General features: G+C 43.3%; 17 protein-coding genes. 14 read left to right on the plus strand and 3 right to left on the minus strand.

All coding sequences use genetic code 11. The features are described from left to right. Positions 1–140: 140 nt before the first annotated feature. Genes CCZ37_RS15380 through CCZ37_RS15400 form a run of 5 tightly spaced genes read left to right on the plus strand, consistent with a single transcriptional unit; the run spans position 141 to position 5,601 of the window. Positions 141–449: an ArsR/SmtB family transcription factor gene (locus tag CCZ37_RS15380; RefSeq protein WP_094501361.1), complete on the plus strand. Its 309-nt coding sequence runs from the start codon at positions 141–143 to the stop codon at positions 447–449. Between the two features lie 30 nt (positions 450–479). Further along, on the plus strand, positions 480–899 hold the full coding sequence (locus CCZ37_RS15385; protein WP_094501364.1) for a YeeE/YedE family protein: 420 nt from the start codon (positions 480–482) through the stop codon (positions 897–899). Positions 900–909: 10 nt separating this feature from the next. After that, positions 910–1,368 (plus strand): YeeE/YedE family protein, encoded by a 459-nt coding sequence (locus CCZ37_RS15390; RefSeq protein ID WP_094501367.1) that lies wholly within the window; start codon positions 910–912, stop codon positions 1,366–1,368. Positions 1,369–1,424: 56 nt separating this feature from the next. Continuing rightward, the gene (locus CCZ37_RS15395) at positions 1,425–2,444 is read left to right on the plus strand and encodes an efflux RND transporter periplasmic adaptor subunit (RefSeq protein WP_208613960.1); all 1,020 of its coding nucleotides are present in this window, start codon (positions 1,425–1,427) and stop codon (positions 2,442–2,444) included. Position 2,445: 1 nt separating this feature from the next. After that, on the plus strand, positions 2,446–5,601 hold the full coding sequence (locus CCZ37_RS15400) for an efflux RND transporter permease subunit (protein WP_094501372.1): 3,156 nt from the start codon (positions 2,446–2,448) through the stop codon (positions 5,599–5,601). A gap of 353 nt (positions 5,602–5,954) precedes the next feature. Here the strand turns inward: CCZ37_RS15400 and CCZ37_RS15405 are convergent, their stop codons facing one another. From CCZ37_RS15405 to CCZ37_RS15415, 3 genes are read right to left on the minus strand one after another with little or no spacing between them, the layout of a single operon-like run. After that, positions 5,955–6,791, minus strand: coding sequence for a lysophospholipid acyltransferase family protein (locus CCZ37_RS15405; protein ID WP_269413194.1), 837 nt, complete (start codon positions 6,789–6,791; stop codon positions 5,955–5,957). Continuing rightward, entirely contained in the window at positions 6,778–7,008 is a 231-nt protein-coding gene (locus CCZ37_RS15410; RefSeq protein ID WP_094501374.1) for a phosphopantetheine-binding protein, read from the minus strand. The genes CCZ37_RS15405 and CCZ37_RS15410 overlap by 14 nt, the downstream gene beginning before the upstream one ends. After that, on the minus strand, positions 7,005–8,588 hold the full coding sequence (locus tag CCZ37_RS15415; RefSeq protein WP_047689732.1) for an AMP-binding protein: 1,584 nt from the start codon (positions 8,586–8,588) through the stop codon (positions 7,005–7,007). The genes CCZ37_RS15410 and CCZ37_RS15415 overlap by 4 nt, the downstream gene beginning before the upstream one ends. Before the next feature lie 550 nt (positions 8,589–9,138). Here CCZ37_RS15415 and nrdD point away from each other — a divergent pair. The 9 genes from nrdD (at position 9,139) to CCZ37_RS15465 (ending at position 20,703) form a co-directional block, all read left to right on the plus strand. Continuing rightward, positions 9,139–11,259, plus strand: a complete 2,121-nt coding sequence (gene nrdD, locus CCZ37_RS15420; protein ID WP_094502110.1) for an anaerobic ribonucleoside-triphosphate reductase — start codon at positions 9,139–9,141, stop codon at positions 11,257–11,259. Positions 11,260–11,282: 23 nt separating this feature from the next. Then, on the plus strand, positions 11,283–11,750 hold the full coding sequence (gene nrdG, locus CCZ37_RS15425; protein WP_010320471.1) for an anaerobic ribonucleoside-triphosphate reductase-activating protein: 468 nt from the start codon (positions 11,283–11,285) through the stop codon (positions 11,748–11,750). A gap of 62 nt (positions 11,751–11,812) precedes the next feature. Then, positions 11,813–12,994 carry an amino acid aminotransferase gene (locus tag CCZ37_RS15430; RefSeq protein WP_094501376.1) on the plus strand — a complete coding sequence of 394 codons (1,182 nt, stop codon included), beginning with the start codon at positions 11,813–11,815 and terminating at the stop codon, positions 12,992–12,994. A 28-nt stretch (positions 12,995–13,022) separates the two neighbouring features. Next, complete coding sequence (locus tag CCZ37_RS15435; RefSeq protein ID WP_094501379.1) at positions 13,023–13,646, plus strand: ATP-dependent zinc protease family protein; 624 nt, start codon at positions 13,023–13,025, stop codon at positions 13,644–13,646. A gap of 315 nt (positions 13,647–13,961) precedes the next feature. Further along, positions 13,962–14,909, plus strand: coding sequence for an exopolyphosphatase (locus CCZ37_RS15440; protein ID WP_010320468.1), 948 nt, complete (start codon positions 13,962–13,964; stop codon positions 14,907–14,909). A gap of 219 nt (positions 14,910–15,128) precedes the next feature. Beyond that, positions 15,129–16,979, plus strand: coding sequence for an extracellular solute-binding protein (locus CCZ37_RS15450; protein WP_208613961.1), 1,851 nt, complete (start codon positions 15,129–15,131; stop codon positions 16,977–16,979). A gap of 9 nt (positions 16,980–16,988) precedes the next feature. Then, entirely contained in the window at positions 16,989–18,074 is a 1,086-nt protein-coding gene (locus tag CCZ37_RS15455) for a microcin C ABC transporter permease YejB (protein WP_094501383.1), read from the plus strand. Then, complete coding sequence (locus tag CCZ37_RS15460) at positions 18,071–19,114, plus strand: ABC transporter permease (protein ID WP_017046433.1); 1,044 nt, start codon at positions 18,071–18,073, stop codon at positions 19,112–19,114. The genes CCZ37_RS15455 and CCZ37_RS15460 overlap by 4 nt, the downstream gene beginning before the upstream one ends. After that, positions 19,111–20,703 carry an ABC transporter ATP-binding protein gene (locus CCZ37_RS15465; RefSeq protein WP_094501386.1) on the plus strand — a complete coding sequence of 531 codons (1,593 nt, stop codon included), beginning with the start codon at positions 19,111–19,113 and terminating at the stop codon, positions 20,701–20,703. The genes CCZ37_RS15460 and CCZ37_RS15465 overlap by 4 nt, the downstream gene beginning before the upstream one ends. Positions 20,704–20,781 lie beyond the last annotated feature (78 nt).

Consider the following 20,781-nt stretch of genomic DNA (forward strand, 5'->3'; position numbering starts at 1 on the left):
GTTGGAAATTAAGGTTACTATAAATTTATTAATTAGCATTGTCTAATGTTAATTTTACTAATTTTAGTACACCTAAATAAGTATTGACTAAATAATGTTTATTAGTATTATCTAATAAATGGTAATGCGGAGGGGTATCGATGGAGATTACATCAGTCAATATAGATCAAATGAAAACTAGTGCAATTGAGGCTTCAGAGTTACTTAAAACGATGGCCCACCCTGAACGTTTGATAGTACTTTGCCAATTAATTAACGGTGAAGTGGGGGTTGGACAACTGCAGCAAAGCTCAACGTTAAGTCAATCGGCTTTTTCGCAACATTTAACCGTACTTCGTAAACAAGGCATGATCAAAGCCAGAAAAGAATCACAGCAAGTTTTTTATTCGCTATCGGATCTGCGGGTTGCACAGCTTGTCCAAAGTTTACAGACCATTTTTTGTAATTAGTTCATTTGTAATAGATTAAGAGGGTAAACAATGTCGTTTTCTGTTCCTTGGGAATCGTTGTTAGGTGGTGTTTTAATAGGGGTATCAACTTCAATCATGTTGCTGTTTAACGGCAAAATTGCTGGAATAAGTGGGGTACTAACGGGGTTGATGACACCTAAAACGCGTGATTTTGCATGGCGTTTGTTATTTGCATTTGGCATGGTAACTGGTGGTGCTATTGCCGTTTGGTTTTTAAATGCACAAGTGCCGCAAACGTTTAACTTTAATAACGGTGTTTTGGCGCTTGCTGGTCTATTAGTTGGGGTAGGGACTCGATTAGGTAATGGTTGCACCAGTGGCCATGGCATCTGTGGTGTTGGCCGGCTATCTACTCGCTCTATTGCGGCGACAGGTACTTTCATGGGCGTTGCTGCCATTACTGTGTTTGTACGCCTTCATCTTCTATAAGTGAGTCAAAATGAATCAGATGTTGTTTAGATTAACCTCGTTAGTGGCAGGTATTTTGTTTGGTATGGGTATGGTTATCTCAGGAATGGCCAATCCAGCCAAAGTCGTAGGTTTTTTGGATGTGGCTGGTGCTTGGGATCCAAGCTTAATGTTTGTAATGGGAGGCGCATTGGCCGTTTTTATGCCGATCTATTTCATCGTTATTAAAGCAAGACAGCAGCCTATAAATGCAGAAAAGTTCTGTTTAGCGACGACTCGCAGTGTTGATACCCGGCTTATCTCTGGTGCTGCGATTTTTGGGTTAGGTTGGGGGTTAGGCGGCATTTGTCCAGGGCCTGCGCTATCGAGCCTTGCCTTGGGTAATATTGATGTGTGGATCTTCTTTGCCTCAATGATGGTTGGGCTTGGTGCAACTAATTTGTTGATCTGCATTAAAAATAGTAAACAACAGCAAACGCAAACGACCTAACCTAACTAGAATGGAATAAGCAACTTGAACCGTAACGATTAACATGAGGGATGGGTATGAAAAGGCGAATCTGGAGTGTGTGTATTGCCTTAATCACGAGCGGTTATTGGGCCGTTGGCTATGCTGATGATCGTTATATCGTGACCTATGAGCAGATACCACAGCAGATTGCATTCGAAGGTGTTGTCCAGCCAGTTAACAAAGGGACAGTTGCGGCTCAAACCTCTGGTCGAGTCGTTGGTGTGTATGTCGACGTTAACGATTTTGTTAAAAAGGGCGATGTGCTATTAGAAATCAGCGCTATTCAGCAATCGGCTTCTTTAGACGCATCTCAAGCTCAGTTAACCAGTGCAGAGGCTCGAAATCGTGAAGCTCAAGCTCAACTAAAGCGTTATCAACTGCTGTTTCCTAAAGGTGCGATCTCACAAGACCAAATGGATGGCGCTGAAGCTCAAGCTCGAAGTGCCGATGCGGCCGTCAAAGCGGCAAAAGCTGCGGTCGTGCAAGCGAAGGAGTCACTTGGATACACCAACATTACCGCTCCTTACGATGGTGTCGTGACGGAGCGACATGTAGAGCTGGGTGAAACGGTGGCTCCAGGAACGGCGCTACTCAGTGGTTTCTCATTCAATGAGTTACGCGTTGAAACGGCTATTCCGCAGCGCTATCAGCCTGCAGTCACCAATGTGGCTCAATTCCAAGTCATTATGCCTACGGGCGATAAAATAACTCCAATCGATTACAGCTTATTCAGCTATGCCGACCCTCAATCTCATACATTCAAAATCCGTCTTGAGCTGCCTCGTGCAGATCAAACTAACAAGCTCGGGCAAGTGATGCCGGGAATGTGGGTCAAGACAGAGTTTAATTATGGTCAACGTGAGGTGATGCTCATTCCTGTTGCCGCTGTGATTCGCCGAGCAGAACTGAGTGCCGTATATCGCATCGTTGATGATAAACGACTGCTAAATCCAGTGCGATTAGGGCAAACCTATGGTGAATATGTGGAAGTATTATCTGGCTTGGAACAAGGCGATACGGTCGCAAGCCGTGTATTTACACAAGTAGGTGAGTGATATGGATAATCGTTTAGGCGCCTCAGGACGTATTGCCAAAGCTTTTCAGATTTCAGCGATGACGCCGTTGCTCGCGATTGTTGGGTTACTGATGGGCTTTTTTGCGGTAATGGTTACTCCTAAAGAAGAAGAGCCGCAAATCGATGTGACCTTTGCCGATGTGTATATTCCTTTTCCCGGCGCTTCTCCGGCGGAAGTGGAGAGTTTAGTGACGAACCCAGCAGAGCAGATCATCTCTGAAATTGAGGGAATTGATAAAATTTACTCTTTTTCACAACCCGATGGTGCGATGATTGTGGCTATCTTTGATGTCGGCGTCCCTAGAAACGACGCCGTGGTTCGTATTTATAATAAACTCTATTCCAATAAAGATTGGATGCCAAAAGGTGTTGGGGTGGGCGAGCCGATCATCAAACCTAAAGGCATTGAAGATGTGCCTATCGTCAGCATTACGTTATCCGATAAAACGGGCACCTTGGACAACCAGCAGTTAACGCAAGTGGCCCATGGTTTAGAAACAGAGCTCAAACGCATTGATGGTACACGAGATATTTATACGATAGGTCGCCACCCTACTATTGTTGATGTACGTTTAGACCCCGTTAAAATGAACAGCTTTGGCATCACGTTAGATCAACTGAATCAGCATCTTCCTGCGGCGAACCACAGCTCTCCAATGTTGAAACTAACGCATGAAAATCAGCAGTTTCCCGTCCAAATTGGTCAGTTTTTAACAAAAGTTGAAGAAGTAAAGCAATTGGTGATTGGGCTGCATAACCAGGCACCAGTATATTTAGCGGATGTCGCTACGGTTCAATTGGGTGTTGATACATCAACCCAACAAGTTTGGACCAGTGATAAGCAAGGTATTTATCCAGCAGTTACCTTAGCCATCGCTAAAAAAGGAGGCGAAAACGCCGTTCGTGTGGCTGAGATGGTTGAAGCTCGAGTTGCAGAACTTGAAAATCAGTTAATTCCACACGGAATCAGTGTTGAAATCACGCGTGACTACGGGAAAACCGCCGCCGATAAAAGCAATACATTGATCGCCAAATTGATTTTTGCGACCACGGCGGTTGTTATTTTGGTGGTCATTGCGATGGGATGGCGCGAGGCTATCGTGGTCGGTATGGCTATTATTGTTACCTTGATGATGACTCTGTTTGCATCATGGGCATGGGGTTTTACACTCAACCGGGTCTCGCTTTTTGCGTTAATTTTCTCTATTGGTATTTTAGTGGACGATGCCATTGTTGTTGTGGAAAATATCCACCGTCATATGGCGTTAGGTAAGCGCAAACTGGTGGATCTCATTCCTACGGCGGTTGATGAAGTGGGTGGACCTACAATCCTTGCCACCTTAACCGTGATTGCCGCACTGTTGCCAATGGCCTTTGTCTCTGGGCTTATGGGCCCGTATATGAGCCCAATTCCCATCAATGCTTCGATGGGAATGCTGATTTCATTGGCGGTTGCATTTGTTTTTTCACCTTGGTTAGCGGCCAAGTTTCTTAAGCCTTCATCGCATCAAGCACAATCTCAATCAACTCAAGGCATCTTTCACCGAATCATGAACCCGTTTGTGGTCTCGGCTGCACAAAGACGTAACCGGCTTTTCTTGATGCTTGCGGTATTTGCGCTTATTGCTGGTTCCCTGTTATTGCCAATCACTAAGGCCGTGGTTTTAAAAATGCTGCCTTTCGATAATAAATCAGAGTTTCAAGTGGTATTGGATATGCCTGAAGGGGCATCGCTTGAGAAAACGCAACGCGTTTTATTTGAACTTGGCGCGGTGTTAAATAGCGTGCCTGAAGTCAGTGGGTATCAGATTTACGCAGGTACAGCCGCACCGATCAACTTCAATGGCCTTGTGCGTCATTATTTTATGCGTAATCAAGCCAACCAAGGTGATATTCAGGTGAACCTATTAGGGCGAAAAGAGCGCGATAAAGATAGTCATACGATTGCAAGTGAAGTACGCCCAAAGCTTAATGAGGTTGCTAGCCGATTTGGCGGTAAAGTCAAAGTCGTTGAAGTTCCACCGGGGCCACCCGTTTGGTCACCTATTTTAGCGGAAGTGTATGGTCCGACACATGATATTCGGGCACAAGCAGCAAGGATGCTACGCGGGATCTTCCACGAAACAGCGGACATTGTCGATATCGATATGTATCTACCGGAAGTGCATCAAAAATGGCAAGTAGTGATTGATCGCAGCAAAGCGTCACACTATCAAGTACCTTATGCTTCGATAGTCGATGCTTTGGCGACGGCCGTCGGTGGAAAGCCGATCACCTATTTGCACAGTGAGCACAGCAAGTACCCGATCCCGATTCAAGTGCAAGCTAGTGAAAACGTCAAAGTCCGATTAGATCAAGTGTTGAACATGAAAGTAGGGAGCACTGCGGGCAGTGCATATCCATTGTCTGATTTAGTCACTATTCGCCAAACTCAAATGGATGACTACATTGTGCATAAAAACCTGTTACCAATGGTGATGGTGGTGGCGGATATGACGGGTGAAACAGACAGCCCCTTATACGGTATGTTTGAAATGGCGTTCAACATCAATGCACTTGGTCTACCTGTTGAACAGTATTATATCCACCAACCTACAGGGTTAAATGGTGTCGAAATATTCTGGGATGGTGAATGGACGATCACTTATGAAACATTCCGCGACATGGGCATTGCCTACGCGGTTGGGATGATCCTTATTTACTTACTGGTTGTCGCGCAGTTTAGGTCCTACCTTATTCCGTTGATCATTATGGCTCCAATCCCGCTGACGATTATCGGCGTCATGCCCGGCCATGCGTTACTTGGTGCTCAGTTCACCGCCACGTCGATGATTGGGATGATTGCGTTAGCAGGGATTATTGTGCGTAACTCTATCTTGCTGGTTGATTTCATTAATCAGCAGATTGAGGAAGGTGTGGCATTTTCCGAAGCGGTTATTCAGTCTGCGTCTGTTCGTGCTAAACCCATCATGCTTACCGCTTTAGCGGCCATGATAGGGGCGGTATTTATTTTAGATGATCCCATTTTTAACGGCTTAGCTATTAGCCTGATTTTTGGTATCTTTGTTTCTACCGTCTTAACTTTATTGGTTATTCCTGTTTTGTACTACGCTGTCATGCATCGACGTTTTAGCTAACGATTACAGTGAAACTCGACACTAGCAAGAAAGGCGTTGAATATTCAGCGACTTTCTATTGGAGCTTCTTCAGATTATTTATCACCTTCCTACTTGAAGCTCTATCGGTGTTGGCTGCGTCGTTCATCCTGCTTACATAGTAATATCTATACTCATAGTGTTTCATTTGCATGTCTACCTGCAACTCCAAGTTTTTTGGCTATAGTCGGATTAAGTTATTGAGCAACTGGATATATCGAGAGACTGTTTACCCAAAATATTTTTCCCCTGTCGTCATTGGTGTTGCTTTGACGATTCTTTTTATTTACATTTTGATGTTAAGGCGAGCTGTTAGATATAAATAAAAAAGAGTCTTACTTCCATCTTCTATATTGCCATATCCATTGGGCAGGATGTGTCCTAATAACAATTTCCATTGCACTTGCTAGTTTCTGAGCATCTTTTACTATTTTTTCACTTAAGGTACCTTCATGTTCAAGCTTAAAGGAAGAGAAATGCATTTTCTGTATATTTCCTGATGTTAAAGCATAGTGAAAATATATAGGGCACCCTAGTTTGTGAGCTAGAAAAAAAGGAGTCGGTGCGAGTTCTGTTTTTTGACCAAACCATTCGACGGGGACACCTTTAGTACGCATATCCATATGCAGTACAATCCAGTAGCCTTGTTTGATTTGCTCCAGTAATGCAATCAACAGGTTATCTTGGCGCAAAAGATGTGGAATTTTAGCTAAGTGAGCAGCCTGAGTGATCATGATATTTTCATCGATACGATCGCCAGACTTACCTGCACCAAAAATAGTTTTTGTTCGAATGCCTTTCTGGTTAAGTAACCAAGTTACTCCATCATAAACCCCCATGTGTGGACACATAATGATGCCTCCAGTCGTCGCACTAGCAATGTGGCTAAAAGCGGATTGGTCAATAATTTCATAAGCATAATGAGCGTGGTGACAAAACCCAACCAGATTTTTGAGGGAAATAAGAGCAGCCTCTTCAGCAATTATTTTTTGTTGTTGATCATTCAGAGCGGGTAATGCGTATGATAGCCCTTGTTGGGCTATGTGCATTTTTTTTCTCGCTAATATTCTTGCACCTAAATGACAAAGTGCTACTTTAAAAGAGAGAGGCAGATAGAAAATAACAGTGACGAGGTGTTTTAATATCAAGTGGCGCATTTTAATTCTCGGCATATTGAGTAAACCATTCAATAACTTCGTTTACACTGGCTTTTTGATCGAAGGTGATATCCATTAAATCAACGAAAATATTAAACTGATTTTCTACTTGGGCGATAAGATCAATAAAAGCAAAAGAATCTATTTCATCAAAAAATCGAGTTAATTTACGCTCATTTATTTCTGACTTATCTATGCAAAGCTTATCAATAATAAATTGTTCAATATTCATAATATTTGTGTCTCTAGCTGTTTTTGTAATGCTTTTATGTCTGTTTTGCCATTGATGTTGAGAGGTAATTTATCGAGTATGTACCACTCTTTTGGAACAAAAATTGGATTTAATCTCTTTTTACATTCCGAGATCCATTGATTGGGTTGCCATTGCTCTGGTTTACTGACAAAGGCGACGGTGCCGCTAGCATAACCTGACGGGCTCAATGGCCAAGGAACAATGGCAATACTGTGTGATTGTGTTACCTGACGGGCGATGGTTTCTATTTCTCCTAATTCCACACGTTGCCCTGCAATTTTAACTTGGTGATCCAGTCGTCCTAGATGAATGAGGTGAGAATCGCGTATTGAAACTAGGTCGCCGGTACGATACCAACGTATACCGTCTTTTAAAAAATAAGCTTTAGCGGTATTGGTTTTATCGTTGAGATAACCTTCGGTTAATTGTGGACCTGATAGACATAATTCACCGGTAGTGTTCGCCAGCGTATTAGTGATGCGGTGCCATTGTTGTTCTTCATCAATGATGGCAAGTTGATGATCGGAAAAGCTATTTCCGATAGGAACGCTATTGAAGTGCAAATCATCACATGATTGGTATAGATGAGAGGTTACGGCTACGGTACATTCGGTTGGACCATAGAGATTAATCACCGCACACCCCGTCGCCATTTCCCACCGATAAGCCAATTCAGGGAGAAGCGCTTGCCCGCAGAAAAAGCTTAGCCTTAGTGAAGGCATTGAGTGTTCGACGAGATTATCTCGCTGCAAGCAGAGCTCAATGACTGTTGGGACCGATAACCAAGCGGTTAATTGGTGATGGCGAATGAATCCGACAGGGTTTAATTTAACCAATTCAGGAAGGCTATATAAGCAAGCACCGGACATCATCGCACAAAAAATATCATGCACTGAGAGATCAAAACTTAAGTCAGAGAATTGAGCAACACGATCATCACTTGTCATGGGCCATCTGTGGTAAATATTCCCCAAATAGCTGTGCAGATTATCGTAGTTGACCGCTATTCGTTTTGGTTTTCCTGTGGAACCCGAAGTTTGCATAATATAGGCGTAACGGCTTCCGTCTGGAGCGGTCAATTGCGTTTTCCAAAATGAAAAGTCATCTTCTGTTGAGTCGATAGTATAGAACTCATGATCGGGGTATCGCGCACTTATCTCACGGACATCAACTCCAGATAAACAAAATATCTGATAATGGATAGGGGCTATTTCAAGAATGTCAGAAAGACGGTGTAATTGGTGTTTATCAATCACTAGAGCGGTGCAACCTGTCTCTTCAAGAGTTTCTATGATTTGTTTCGAGGCCAGCCGTTGGTTCAATGGGATATACGTTTTACCGCCTAAATAGCATCCCCAAATAGCGGCGTATGCGCTGAGGTCGCGCTGCGACAAAATAGCAATATTAGTAATGGAAAGTGACTGCCACTGTTTATTTAAAGCGCAAGCAATTGCGGTCATTTGTTGGTACGTGTAGCTGCACTTATCCACCCAAAGAGCAGGTTTATGGAGATGGTTCTGGATTGCATTAAGCACAATTGAACGTATATCAAATAACATAAGGCACTACTTTTACTTAAAATATTGAACGTCTGAATGGGTGTAATCATAGAGGGTTATTGAGTAAATTGATTGTAATGAATTGTCGGATCGGCGTAAGTGTTTGTCAGTTTCAACGCATGAAACCGGTGCTTATATAGTGCAGGCTAGCGAAAAATCACGCTCCTTAGCGGGCAATGATCCCTTAATTGATGAGTTAATACTTGCCATTTAGGGCGGTTCTGCTGTTAATCGACACATACCTTTTGATTTTAACATCGCAATCCCTCACTGATCGAATGTGAAGGCTTAGCCCATCAGGTTTGGTGAAATTTCAAGAGGGAAAATCAAAAATTTGCAATTTTCATCGTTTCTTTTCTAAGTGAGATCTACTACCCCAAGATCGCATTGATCTTGTTCAATGCTCGGTTTTTATTGATCCAAATCAATACCCTGAGTTGGGAGTTTTCGTTAAATGCACCACAATATATTGTGTCAGTCGGATAATAAACTGCTCTATATAGTGTGTTTGTGGATAACTCTGTGAGTATGCTAGGGGTAAGGAGAAATGGTGAAACCTATCGTAATCAAACGTGACGGATCGAGAGCCCCGTTCAACCGTGATCGCATTCAATCTGCCGTCGAAAGTGCAGCTGAACATATTGATAAAGAGATCGCTATTTACGCACTCAATGTGGCGTTGGCGGTAGAACTGAAGCTCAAAGATTACGATGAAGTCCATATCGCCGAGATTCAAACCTTAGTAGAGAACGAGCTAATGCAAGGGCCCTATAAAGCATTAGCTCGTTCATACATCGAGTACCGACACGATCGTGATATCGCGCGTGAAAAGCAAAGTGCTTTGACGCAAGAGATTGAAGGCCTTATCGAAGAAAGTAATGCCGATCTGCTCAATGAAAATGCGAATAAAGACGGCAAAGTTATCCCAACGCAGCGTGACTTACTGGCTGGTATTGTGGCGAAACACTACGCTAAAACCCGAATTTTACCGCGTGATATTGTGCAAGCGCATGAAGAGGGTGATATCCACTATCATGACTTGGATTACGCTCCTTTTTTCCCAATGTTTAACTGCATGCTGATTGATTTAAAAGGCATGCTCACTCATGGCTTTAAAATGGGTAATGCGGAAATTGATACGCCAAAATCAATTTCAACCGCCACCGCAGTGACCGCGCAAATTATCGCTCAGGTTGCGAGCCATATTTACGGCGGCACCACCATCAACCGTATCGATGAAGTGCTTGAACCGTATGTGACAGCCAGTTACGACAAACATTTAGAAATAGCACAAGAGTGGGATATTCATCATCCCGAAGCCTTTGCTATGTCCCGTACAGAAAAAGAGTGCTACGACGCATTCCAGTCACTTGAATATGAAGTCAACACTTTGCATACCGCGAATGGGCAAACTCCGTTTGTCACTTTCGGCTTTGGTCTTGGGACCACTTGGGCCTCTAAATTAATTCAACAGTCGATTTTGAAAAATCGCATTGCTGGCTTAGGCAAAAATCGTAAAACGGCTGTATTCCCTAAATTGGTATTTGCCATCAAAGATGGCTTAAATCATAAAGCGGAAGATCCAAATTATGACATCAAACAACTCGCATTAGAGTGCGCAACCAAACGCATGTACCCGGACATTCTCAACTACGACAAAGTAGTTGAAGTGACGGGTTCATTCAAAACCCCAATGGGTTGCCGCAGCTTCTTAAATACCTATGAAGAAGGTGGTGAGCTGATTCACGAAGGGCGCAATAATTTGGGGGTAGTCAGTCTCAATTTACCTCGTATCGCGCTGAAAGCGGGCCGAAATATTGAACAGTTCTACACATTACTCGATAAAAAATTAAAACTGGCTCGGCGTGCTTTAGAAACTCGCATCAGCCGCCTTGAAAAAGTCAAAGCACGCGTCGCACCTATTTTATATATGGAAGGGGCATGTGGTGTTCGATTAAAAGCCGATGATTCTATTGCCGATATATTCAAAAATGGTCGAGCATCTATCTCTTTGGGCTACATCGGTGTGCACGAAACCATTACCGCGCTCTATGGCAGTGATACACATGTTTATGATGATAGCGAATTGCGAGATCGCGCGTTAGATATCATTAAATACCTGAAAGGGGCCGTTAACCAATGGACGGAAGAAACCGGTTACGCGTTCAGTTTGTACGGTACGCCAAGTGAGAACCTCTGCAGCCGTTTCTGCCGTATTGACACCAAAGAATTTGGTGTGATTGAAGGTGTAACGGATAAAGGTTATTACACCAATAGCTTCCATTTGGATGTGCAAAAGAAAGTTAATCCATACGATAAGATTGATTTTGAGATGCCATATCCAGAGGTTTCAAGTGGTGGATTTATCTGTTATGGAGAGTTTCCGAATATGCAGAAAAACGTAGAAGCGCTTGAAAACGTTTGGGATTACAGTTACAGCCGTGTTCCTTATTATGGGACCAATACGCCAATTGATGAGTGCTATGAATGCGGTTTTACTGGCGAATTTGAGTGTACGAGTAAAGGGTTTACTTGTCCTAAATGTGGTAATCACGACTCATCCAAAGTCTCCGTAACCCGCCGCGTGTGTGGCTACCTTGGCAGCCCAGATGCTCGTCCGTTTAACTTCGGTAAACAAGAAGAAGTTAAACGTCGCGTTAAACACTTGTAAGTGATAGTGAGTAACCTGTTGGCATGAATTATCACCAATATCATCCGATTGATGTTGTGAATGGGCCGGGGACGCGTTGTACGCTGTTCGTCTCCGGCTGTGTACATCAGTGCAAAGGATGTTACAACAAAGGGACTTGGTCGCTGCATTCTGGCCACACTTACAATGAGCAACTAGAGCAGCAGATCATCACCGACTTGAACGACATGCGCATCAAGCGCCGAGGCTTATCCTTGTCGGGTGGCGATCCTTTACACCCGCAAAACCTTGCTTCTATTTTGCAGTTGGTTAAACGAGTAAAGACTGAATGTGTGGGGAAAGATATCTGGTTATGGACGGGATATACCCTAAACGAACTCAGTGATGCTCAAAGACAAGTCATTGAATATGTTGATGTCTTGATTGATGGAAAATTTGAACAGGATAAAGCCGATCCAAGCTTAGAATGGCGAGGCAGTGCCAATCAAATAATCCATCAATTTAAACTGTAAAAATTATGTATCTAGTGCTAACTTGAAGGTCATTACTTGAATTTCAAAGGGTTGTGACCTTCATGTTTTCACATTTACCAACACCAACACTCGATCCAATACTTTCATTATCGGTTGCATACCGCAACGATCCTCGCAGCGAAAAAGTTGACCTAGGCATTGGCGTTTATCGTAATAGCCAAGGAGAGACGCCGATTATGCGCGCCATTGCCAAAGCGCAAGAGCACGTGATTGCCACACAAACCACTAAATCGTATGTTGGACTTGCTGGGTGTGAAGAGTTTAACCAAAGCATGGTGAACTTATTATTGTCTGGCACTTCAGTGCTTGATCGTGTGGCTGCGATTCAAACGCCCGGAGCAAGCGGTGCGCTGCGTATGCTCGGTGACTTAATGCACGTAGCACAACCCGAAACGACGGTATGGATTACTGACCCAAGTTACGTCAATCATAAACCTGTGATGGAAGCGGCGGGTTTAAAAGTGAAATATTATTCTTACTTCTGTCGCGAGACTAAGCAAGTCGATACTGCGCGGATGCTTGATGATTTATCGCAAGCAGGGTCAAAAGATGTGGTGCTTATCCATGGTTGTTGCCATAACCCAACGGGCGCGGATATTGATTTCGCCGCATGGCAAGCGATCACCAGTCTTGCGCAGAAAAATGGCTTCATCCCTTTTGTTGATGTTGCCTACCAAGGGTTTGGTGAAGGTCTTGAAGAGGATGTGAAAGGGCTGCGTTTTATGGCAAACAACGTCGAAGAGATGTTGATCACCACCTCTTGTTCAAAGAACTTTGGTCTCTACCGAGAACGAACAGGTGCCGCGATTGTGGTCGGTAAAAACGCACAAGATGTAGCGAATGCAAAAGGTAAATTACTAACGTTAGCCCGTTCGACCTACACTATGCCGCCCGATCATGGTGCTGCACTGGTGAAAACTATTTTACAAAATCAAGCATTAACCGCTATTTGGAAGCAAGAGTTAAGTGAAATGCAACAGCGTTTGTTAAACCTGCGTCAAACCTTGTGTAATCATTTGAGAAATCAGCACAATACTTCACAATTCGACTTTATCGAAAGTCACAAAGGGATGTTTACTGTGCTAGGCTTTACTCCAGAACAGATGGCTCAGCTACGAGATCAATACGGAATCTATGGGGTAGGTGATGGCCGAATTAACATTGCAGGCTTATCAGAACAACATATTCCGTATGTTGCTAAAGCCATAGTGAATGTCTCTTAAATATTTATCAGTTTGATTAGGTGGGTCAATGAAACAACACTTGAAACTTATTGCTCTTTTAATGTTGAGTACTAGTTTGATGGCATGCAGCACGCTAAACCAAACCTCAACACAACCAGAGCAAAAGCCAAAAGTTGAAGAGCCAAAACAACAAAATACTGAGGCACAAAAACCGGTTAAAAAGCCCTCGAAAGAGCCAGTAGTTGTGGTCGAGGCAAGGAAAACCTCAGATGGTAAGCTTATTTTAGGTGAAAAAGAGTGGGTCTATGTGCCGGGCTTGAACGAAAGCTTCAAAGCGCGTATCGATACCGGAGCCACCACCTCTTCAATTAGCGCTGTGGATGTTGTTGCTTTTGAACGCGATGGAAATGATTGGGTCAAGTTCAGGATTGAACACGATGACATTAAAAGTGATGAGATAAGTTTACCTGTTGAACGCTGGGTCAGAATTCGGCAATCCAGCGCAGAGGGTACACAAAGACGTGCGGTCGTTATCGCTTGGATTGAAATTGGTGATCTCAAAGAGAGAACCGAATTTACGCTTGCCGATCGTACACATCTGACTTACCCATTGTTACTTGGTCGTAGTTTCTTTAAAGATGTAGCGCTTGTTGATGTGAGCCGTAAGTACATTCAGAATAAACGTAAATAGAGATACCTCGCTTCTTAGCTCAACCTAACCGCCAGCATTTGTTGCTGGCTTTTTCTTACCTCCAATTCCCTAGTTGTAACAGCAGTCTTCATACCTCACTACTTTATTCGATATTTGCTCAATAAAATGATGTGCTGTGTTGAATAATGTTTGAAAACCATTGTGTTAAGTTTGTTAAAAAGACGATGGCGTCTAAAATTAAAACATACCACCTGCATTGGTAAACCTAGAAGGTGTTAACTCAGAATTTGATATACAAAACACTGCTTAAAACCACGCCGAGCAGTGATATGACTGCTAATAAGGAAATTGTCTATGTCTGAGCATCAACAAGCTGAAAGTAAATTTAGATTAGTGACACGCAGTGATTTTGATGGGTTAGTCTGCGCTGTACTGCTCAAAAAACTGAATTTAATTGATGAAATAGTGTTTGTTCACCCCAAAGATATGCAAGATGGGAAGGTGACAATAACTGAGCGTGACATTGTCACTAACCTGCCTTACGTCGCTAATGCTCACTTAATTTTTGACCATCACCTATCGGAAACTATTCGCAATCAAGGTGAAAGGCCGAATCATATTATTGATCCAAACGCGCCCTCGGCCGCGCATGTAGTATGGAAATATTATGGCGGGTTAAACACTTTCCCCACTGAGTGGCAAGAGATGCTCATTGCCGTCGACAAAGGTGACTCCGCGCAGTTTACTCGCGATGAAGTGCTTGATTCTACCGGATGGAATCTGATGAATTTCCTGATGGATGCAAGGACAGGTTTAGGGCGCTTCCATGAGTTCCGCATCTCTAATTATCAATTAATGATGGATCTCATCGATTACTGTGCTAACCATTCAATTGACGAAATTCTCGTGCTGCCAGATGTACAAGAGCGTATTAACTTATACCGTGAGCATGAAATTTTATTTAAACAACAAATCCAACGTTGTGCCAAAGTCTACCAAAATTTGGTCGTTCTTGATTTGACGGGAGAAGAGATCATATATGCGGGGAATCGGTTTATCATTTATGCCTTATTTCCTCAGTGTAATATCTCGATCCACAAAATGTGGGGGTTTCAGAAGCAAAATATTGTGTTTGCTACAGGGAAATCGATTTTTGACCGTGGCTCGAAAACCAATGTAGGCGGGTTAATGCTCAAATATGGTGGTGGTGGCCATCAAGCGGCTGGAACATGCCAAATCGCTCTTGAAATGGCCGAACAAGTAGAAAAAGAGCTGATCAGCCAAATTACCACAGATGGTTAAAGCCAGTGAAGCCCTGCATGGCGGGGCTTTTTATTGCATAGCGGCGTTTTCTATACGTTTCATTCCTAAAAACCACAAAGTTACCTATTCTTATTGCGACTCACCACCTACCAGTAATGCCGAGTTGTTTCGTTATAATTGCAGCTTGGGGTTTCGTAAATCTTATTTTTCTCTATACTTATCCAAGTGACTGAATTATTAATAATTTACTCTGATGGAATGTCGAGAAGTTATCAAAAGAAGGGTTCTAGTATGAGAAAAATTAAGCCTACGCTGTTAGGTGTGACTGTGCTGCTGGTGAGTGCTTTGGCGACTGCGGATGTTGTAGAAACCACAACATTATCTGGCGTTGGGCAAGCCAAATATCCTGCCAATTTTTCTCATTTCGATTATGTTAATCCCAGCGCACCTAAGTACGGTAAAGTAACTTATGGCGAGGTGGGAACTTACGACAACTTTAACCGTTTTGCTTCCCGAGGCGCTCCGGCGGCAGGCAGTGGTGAGCTTTATGATTCACTGATGTTTGCTCCCAGCGACGAAATTGATACCTATTATCCATTGATTGCTTCTAAAGTTCGTTATTCTGATGACTATTCATGGCTAGAACTGGATATCAACCCGAACGCACGTTTTCAAGACGGTAAGCCCATCACCGCGCAAGATGTTGAGTTTACGTTCAACAAGTTCATGACAGAAGGGGTGCCTCAATATCGACTGTTTTACAAAGCGGTTAAATCGGTAGCGGCGATCCATCCTTTAACGGTTCGTATTGAGATGTCAGAACCTAATAGAGAAAAGCTTTTTAGTTTGGCTCAATCAACTCAAGTGTTGCCTAAGCACTATTGGCAGGATAAAAACTTAGCAGAACCATTAAATGAACCGCCAGTCGGCAGCGGTCCTTACAAAGTCGTACGTTATCAAACTGGGCAGAGTGTCACTTATGAGTTGCAGGAAGATTATTGGGCTGCCAACTTACCGGTCAGCATTGGGCGGCATAATTTCAAGCAGATCCAATACGACTATTACCGCGACGATACCGTAATGCTTGAGGCATTTAAAGCTGGGGAATTTGATATTCGCCAAGAGAGTTCGGCGAAGTTTTGGGCCAGCTCATACACTGGATTGAACTTCGATAAAGGATTCATCAAGAAAGAAGCGATCGCGCATAATAGCCCAGCTTCAACCCAAGGTTTTGTATTTAATATTCAACGAGAAGTGTTTAGTGATCCGAAAGTGCGCGAGGCTTTGACCTATGCGATGGATTTTGAATGGATGAACAAAAATATGTTCTACGATCAATACTCACGAACGCGTAGCTATTTTCAGAACACAGAGTATGAAGCGAAAGCTCTTCCCTCTACTGATGAGCTCACTATTCTTACACCACTAAAAGATAAGATCCCAGAACGTGTTTTTACCCAAGAATACCAACCACCAGTGACGGATGGGTCTGGTCGTATTCGTCAACAACTACGAGTCGCTTTTCAATTGCTCAAAGAGGCGGGGTGGGAGCTGAAAGATAAAGTGATGACCCATAAAGAAACGGGCAAAGCGTTTGAGTTTGAGTTATTGATCTACAGTCCGACCACCGAACGCATTGCTATTCCTTTGCAAAAAAATCTAAAACAGCTTGGTATTGAGATGAAGATTCGCTCAGTGGATACCACACAATATCTTAAGCGTTTGCGCGATAGAGATTTTGACATGCTTTCGTCGGCCTATGCGGCGAATCCTTACCCAAGTCCTAACTTGTTGATTATCTGGAATTCAAACTACATCGATTCCACGTACAATCGCGCCGGAGTGGCAGACCCAGTTGTCGACTTCCTCACTGAACAAATTGCCGCCAATCAAGAGCACCCAGAAAAACTACTGTCTTTAGGCCGAGCACTAGATCGCGTTCTACAATGGAATTTTTATCTTATTCCACAGTGGTATCTGAGCCAATATCGTATCGCAACTTGGGACAAATTCGAGCGTCCTAGCGTGATGCCAAAATATGATATTGGTCTTGATACTTGGTGGGTTTCGGAGCAGAAAGCACAATTGTTGCCAGAAAAACGCCGTTAAGAGGATGTAATGACTGCTTATATTTTCCGCCGATTGCTGCTAGTTGTGCCCACGCTGTGGGCGATTATTACCATCAATTTTTTTATCATCCAAATTGCCCCAGGTGGCCCTGTTGAGCAAGCCATTGCACAAATGGAAGGGCATGGTGATGGTATCATGGAACGGTTTACCGGTGGCGGCCAAGAAGTGGACATGTCGCTGCCGGCTAACACTGGAGGGTATAAAGGTTCTCGAGGTTTAGATCCCGAGGTAGTCGAAGCGATAAAAAAACAGTTTGGTTTCGATAAGCCACTTCATGTTCGCTATTTTGAAATGCTGAAAAACTATGCGACCTTTAATTTTGGGGACAGCTTATTCAAAGGGGGCAATGTTATTGATTTGATCACTGAGCGTTTGCCTGTTTCGATCTCTTTAGGGTTATGGAGTACGCTGATCATCTACCTCATCTCCATTCCTCTCGGAATTTTAAAAGCGATTCACCACGGTTCAAGGTTTGATGTATGGTCAAGCGCGGTGGTCATTATAGGTTACGCCATTCCTGGCTTCTTATTTGCGATCATTTTGATCATTATTTTTGCCAGCGGGAATTATTTCAGTTGGTTTCCACTGCGTGGTTTAGTATCAAATAATTTTGCTGATCTGACTTGGTATCAACAAATTGGCGACTATTTTTGGCATTTGGCTTTGCCCATCTTTGCAATGGTGATCGGTGGGTTTGCCACTTTGAGTATGCTAACGAAAAACTCATTTCTTGATGAAATCAACAAACAGTATGTGGTGACGGCTCGAGCAAAAGGACTGGATGAAGGGCGTATTCTTTATCAGCATGTTTTTCGTAATGCGATGCTGATTATTATTGCCGGTTTTCCGAGTGCTTTTATCAGCATATTTTTCACCGGTTCGATGCTGATTGAAGTGATGTTTTCACTGGAAGGTATAGGGCTACTTGGTTTTGAATCGACCATTCAACGGGATTATCCTGTAGTGTTTAGTTCTTTATACATCATGACGTTACTTGGATTAGTCCTCAGCATCATTTCCGATTTGACCTATATTTGGGTTGATCCTCGAATCGACTTTGAGGCTCGTTCATGATGGTAAAAAAAAGACTGTCCAACCCATTAAACGTATTGCGCTGGCACGGTTTTAAGTCCAATCGGCGCGGTTTTTATTCACTATGGTTGTTTACGCTTTTATTTGTGGTGAGCCTATTTGCTGAGCTGATTGCAAATGATAAACCCCTTTTGGTTGAGTACGATCAGCAGTGGTTTTTCCCCACCTTTCAACAATATGCAGAAACTCGTTTTGGTGGTGAGTTTGAAACCGAAGCGGATTATACCGATCCTTATGTCATCGATCTGATTGAACAAAAAGGCTTTATTGTTTGGCCATTGATCCCATTTAGTTACGACACCATCAACTTTAATATCAATAATGCAGTGCCGTCAGCGCCAGATTCAGTGAACTGGCTTGGTACTGATGATAAAGGGCGCGATGTGCTGGCTCGTATTATTTACGGGTTTCGTATTTCGGTTTTGTTTGGTTTTGTATTAACACTCGTCTCGTCAGTGATAGGCGTTATCGTTGGTGCCACTCAAGGCTATTATGGTGGTTGGCTTGATTTACTTGGGCAGCGTTTTATTGAAGTGTGGTCAGGAATGCCAACGCTTTTTCTGCTGATCATTTTATCGAGTTTCGTCGAACCGAATTTTTGGTGGTTGCTCGGTATTATGGTGCTTTTTAGTTGGATGAGTTTAGTGGGCGTGGTGAGAGCGGAGTTTTTACGCTGTCGTAATTTTGATTATGTGCGGGCTGCGCAAGCGATGGGTGTGAGTGATCGCCGCATTATGCTTCGCCACATGCTACCTAACGCGATGGTGGCTTCTTTAACTATGATGCCCTTTATTCTTTCAGGCTCAGTTACGACTTTAACATCCTTAGATTTTCTCGGTTTTGGCTTGCCAGTCGGCTCGCCCTCTTTGGGCGAATTATTGGCGCAAGGGAAAGCCAATTTACAAGCTCCATGGTTAGGTATTTCAGCATTTGTGGTGCTCTCGTTAATGCTGACATTATTGGTCTTTATCGGCGAAGCTGTACGCGATGCCTTTGACCCGCATTCGACAGGGAGAAGATGATGAGTAAAACCGTACTCTCTATCCAAAATCTTTCGATCGGGTTTGGTCAAAAAGACAATGTTGAACCTGTGATTAAAGCAGTGTCACTTTCTCTCTCCGCAGGGGAAACCTTAGCGCTGGTGGGGGAAAGTGGTTCTGGTAAATCAGTGACGGCGAATGCCATTTTGAAGTTGTTACCGAAAGGTGCTGCCCACTATTTGCAAGGGGAGATCTGTTTTGATGGTATCAACACGTTGAACTGTAGCGAGAGGCAATTAAGAGGTATACGAGGCGGGCGGATTGGTATGATTTTCCAAGAGCCAATGGTCTCACTCAACCCTCTGCACAAAGTTGGTAAACAGTTGATCGAAGTTGTTGAGATTCATCGAGGACTAAGAGGCAGCAAAGCACGTCAGTTGGCCATTGCATGGTTAGAAAAAGTGGGTATTCGATCGCCAGAAATTAAGATTAATGCTTATCCACATGAACTTTCTGGGGGAGAACGCCAGCGCGTCATGATTGCGATGGCTTTGATCAATGAGCCTGAATTACTGATTGCTGATGAGCCCACCACTGCGCTTGATGTTTCTGTGCAGGCGCAAATATTAGATCTACTTAAAAATCTGCAACAAGAACTGGGCATGGCCATGTTGTTCATTACTCATGATCTCAGTATTGTTAAGCGTATCGCTGATCGCGTTGCAGTGATGCAAAATGGGCAAGTGATCGAGGTCAATGATGCCAAAACGCTGTTCTCATCACCCTCTCACTCTTATACCAAAAAATTGATTGAATCCGATCCCCGAGGTTTGCCCGTTGACGTAAACCCTGACAACCCAATTCTAGTGCAGCTCCAGCATCTCAACGTCTGGTTTCCCATCACTGGCGGCTTATTCAAGCGCACGATCTCGCATATTAAAGCTGTCACCGACATGCAGTTTAAGCTTAAAAGAGGACATTCATTAGGAATTGTTGGCGAGAGCGGTTCGGGTAAATCGACCACTGGTATGGCGATACTAAAATTAGTCCATTCGGAAGGCTCGATTTGTTACGACAATAATGAGCTGCAAGGGTTAGATAGGAAAGCTATGCTACCTTATCGCAGCAAGATGCAAGTCGTTTTTCAAGATCCATTTTCAGCACTGAATCCGAGAATGTCGGTGGCGCAGATTATTGGTGAAGGGTTAGAGGTTCATAGCCGTTATGATCGACAAACTGTTGAACGAATGATTTGTGATGTGATGCGAGAAGTTGAACTCGACCCTACTACTCGCTACCGTTATCCCAATGAGTTTTCAGGTGGACAACGACAACGTATCGCGATTGCTCGGGCATTGGTGCTTAAACCTGAGTTCATTTTACTTGATGAACCAACTTCTTCTTTAGATCGTACGATTCAAGCGCAAGTGTTGGATCTGCTTAAATCGCTGCAACAAAAATATGGGTTAACGTACTTGTTCATTAGCCATGATTTACATGTGGTGAAATCATTATGCCATTACACTATGGTGATGAAACAAGGTGAAGTCATTGAGCAAGGTGAAACGCAACAGCTGTTTCTCAATCCTCAACACCCTTATACCCAAGAGCTGATTTCTTTTTCTTATTAAACATCACGCTATACTATGCGGTTCATTGATATCTATGTTGGCATGCACTTGTTAATTTTTTATAAAACAAAGGGTTAT

Source organism: Vibrio qinghaiensis (assembly GCF_002257545.1).
Lineage (GTDB): Bacteria > Pseudomonadota > Gammaproteobacteria > Enterobacterales > Vibrionaceae > Vibrio > Vibrio ordalii.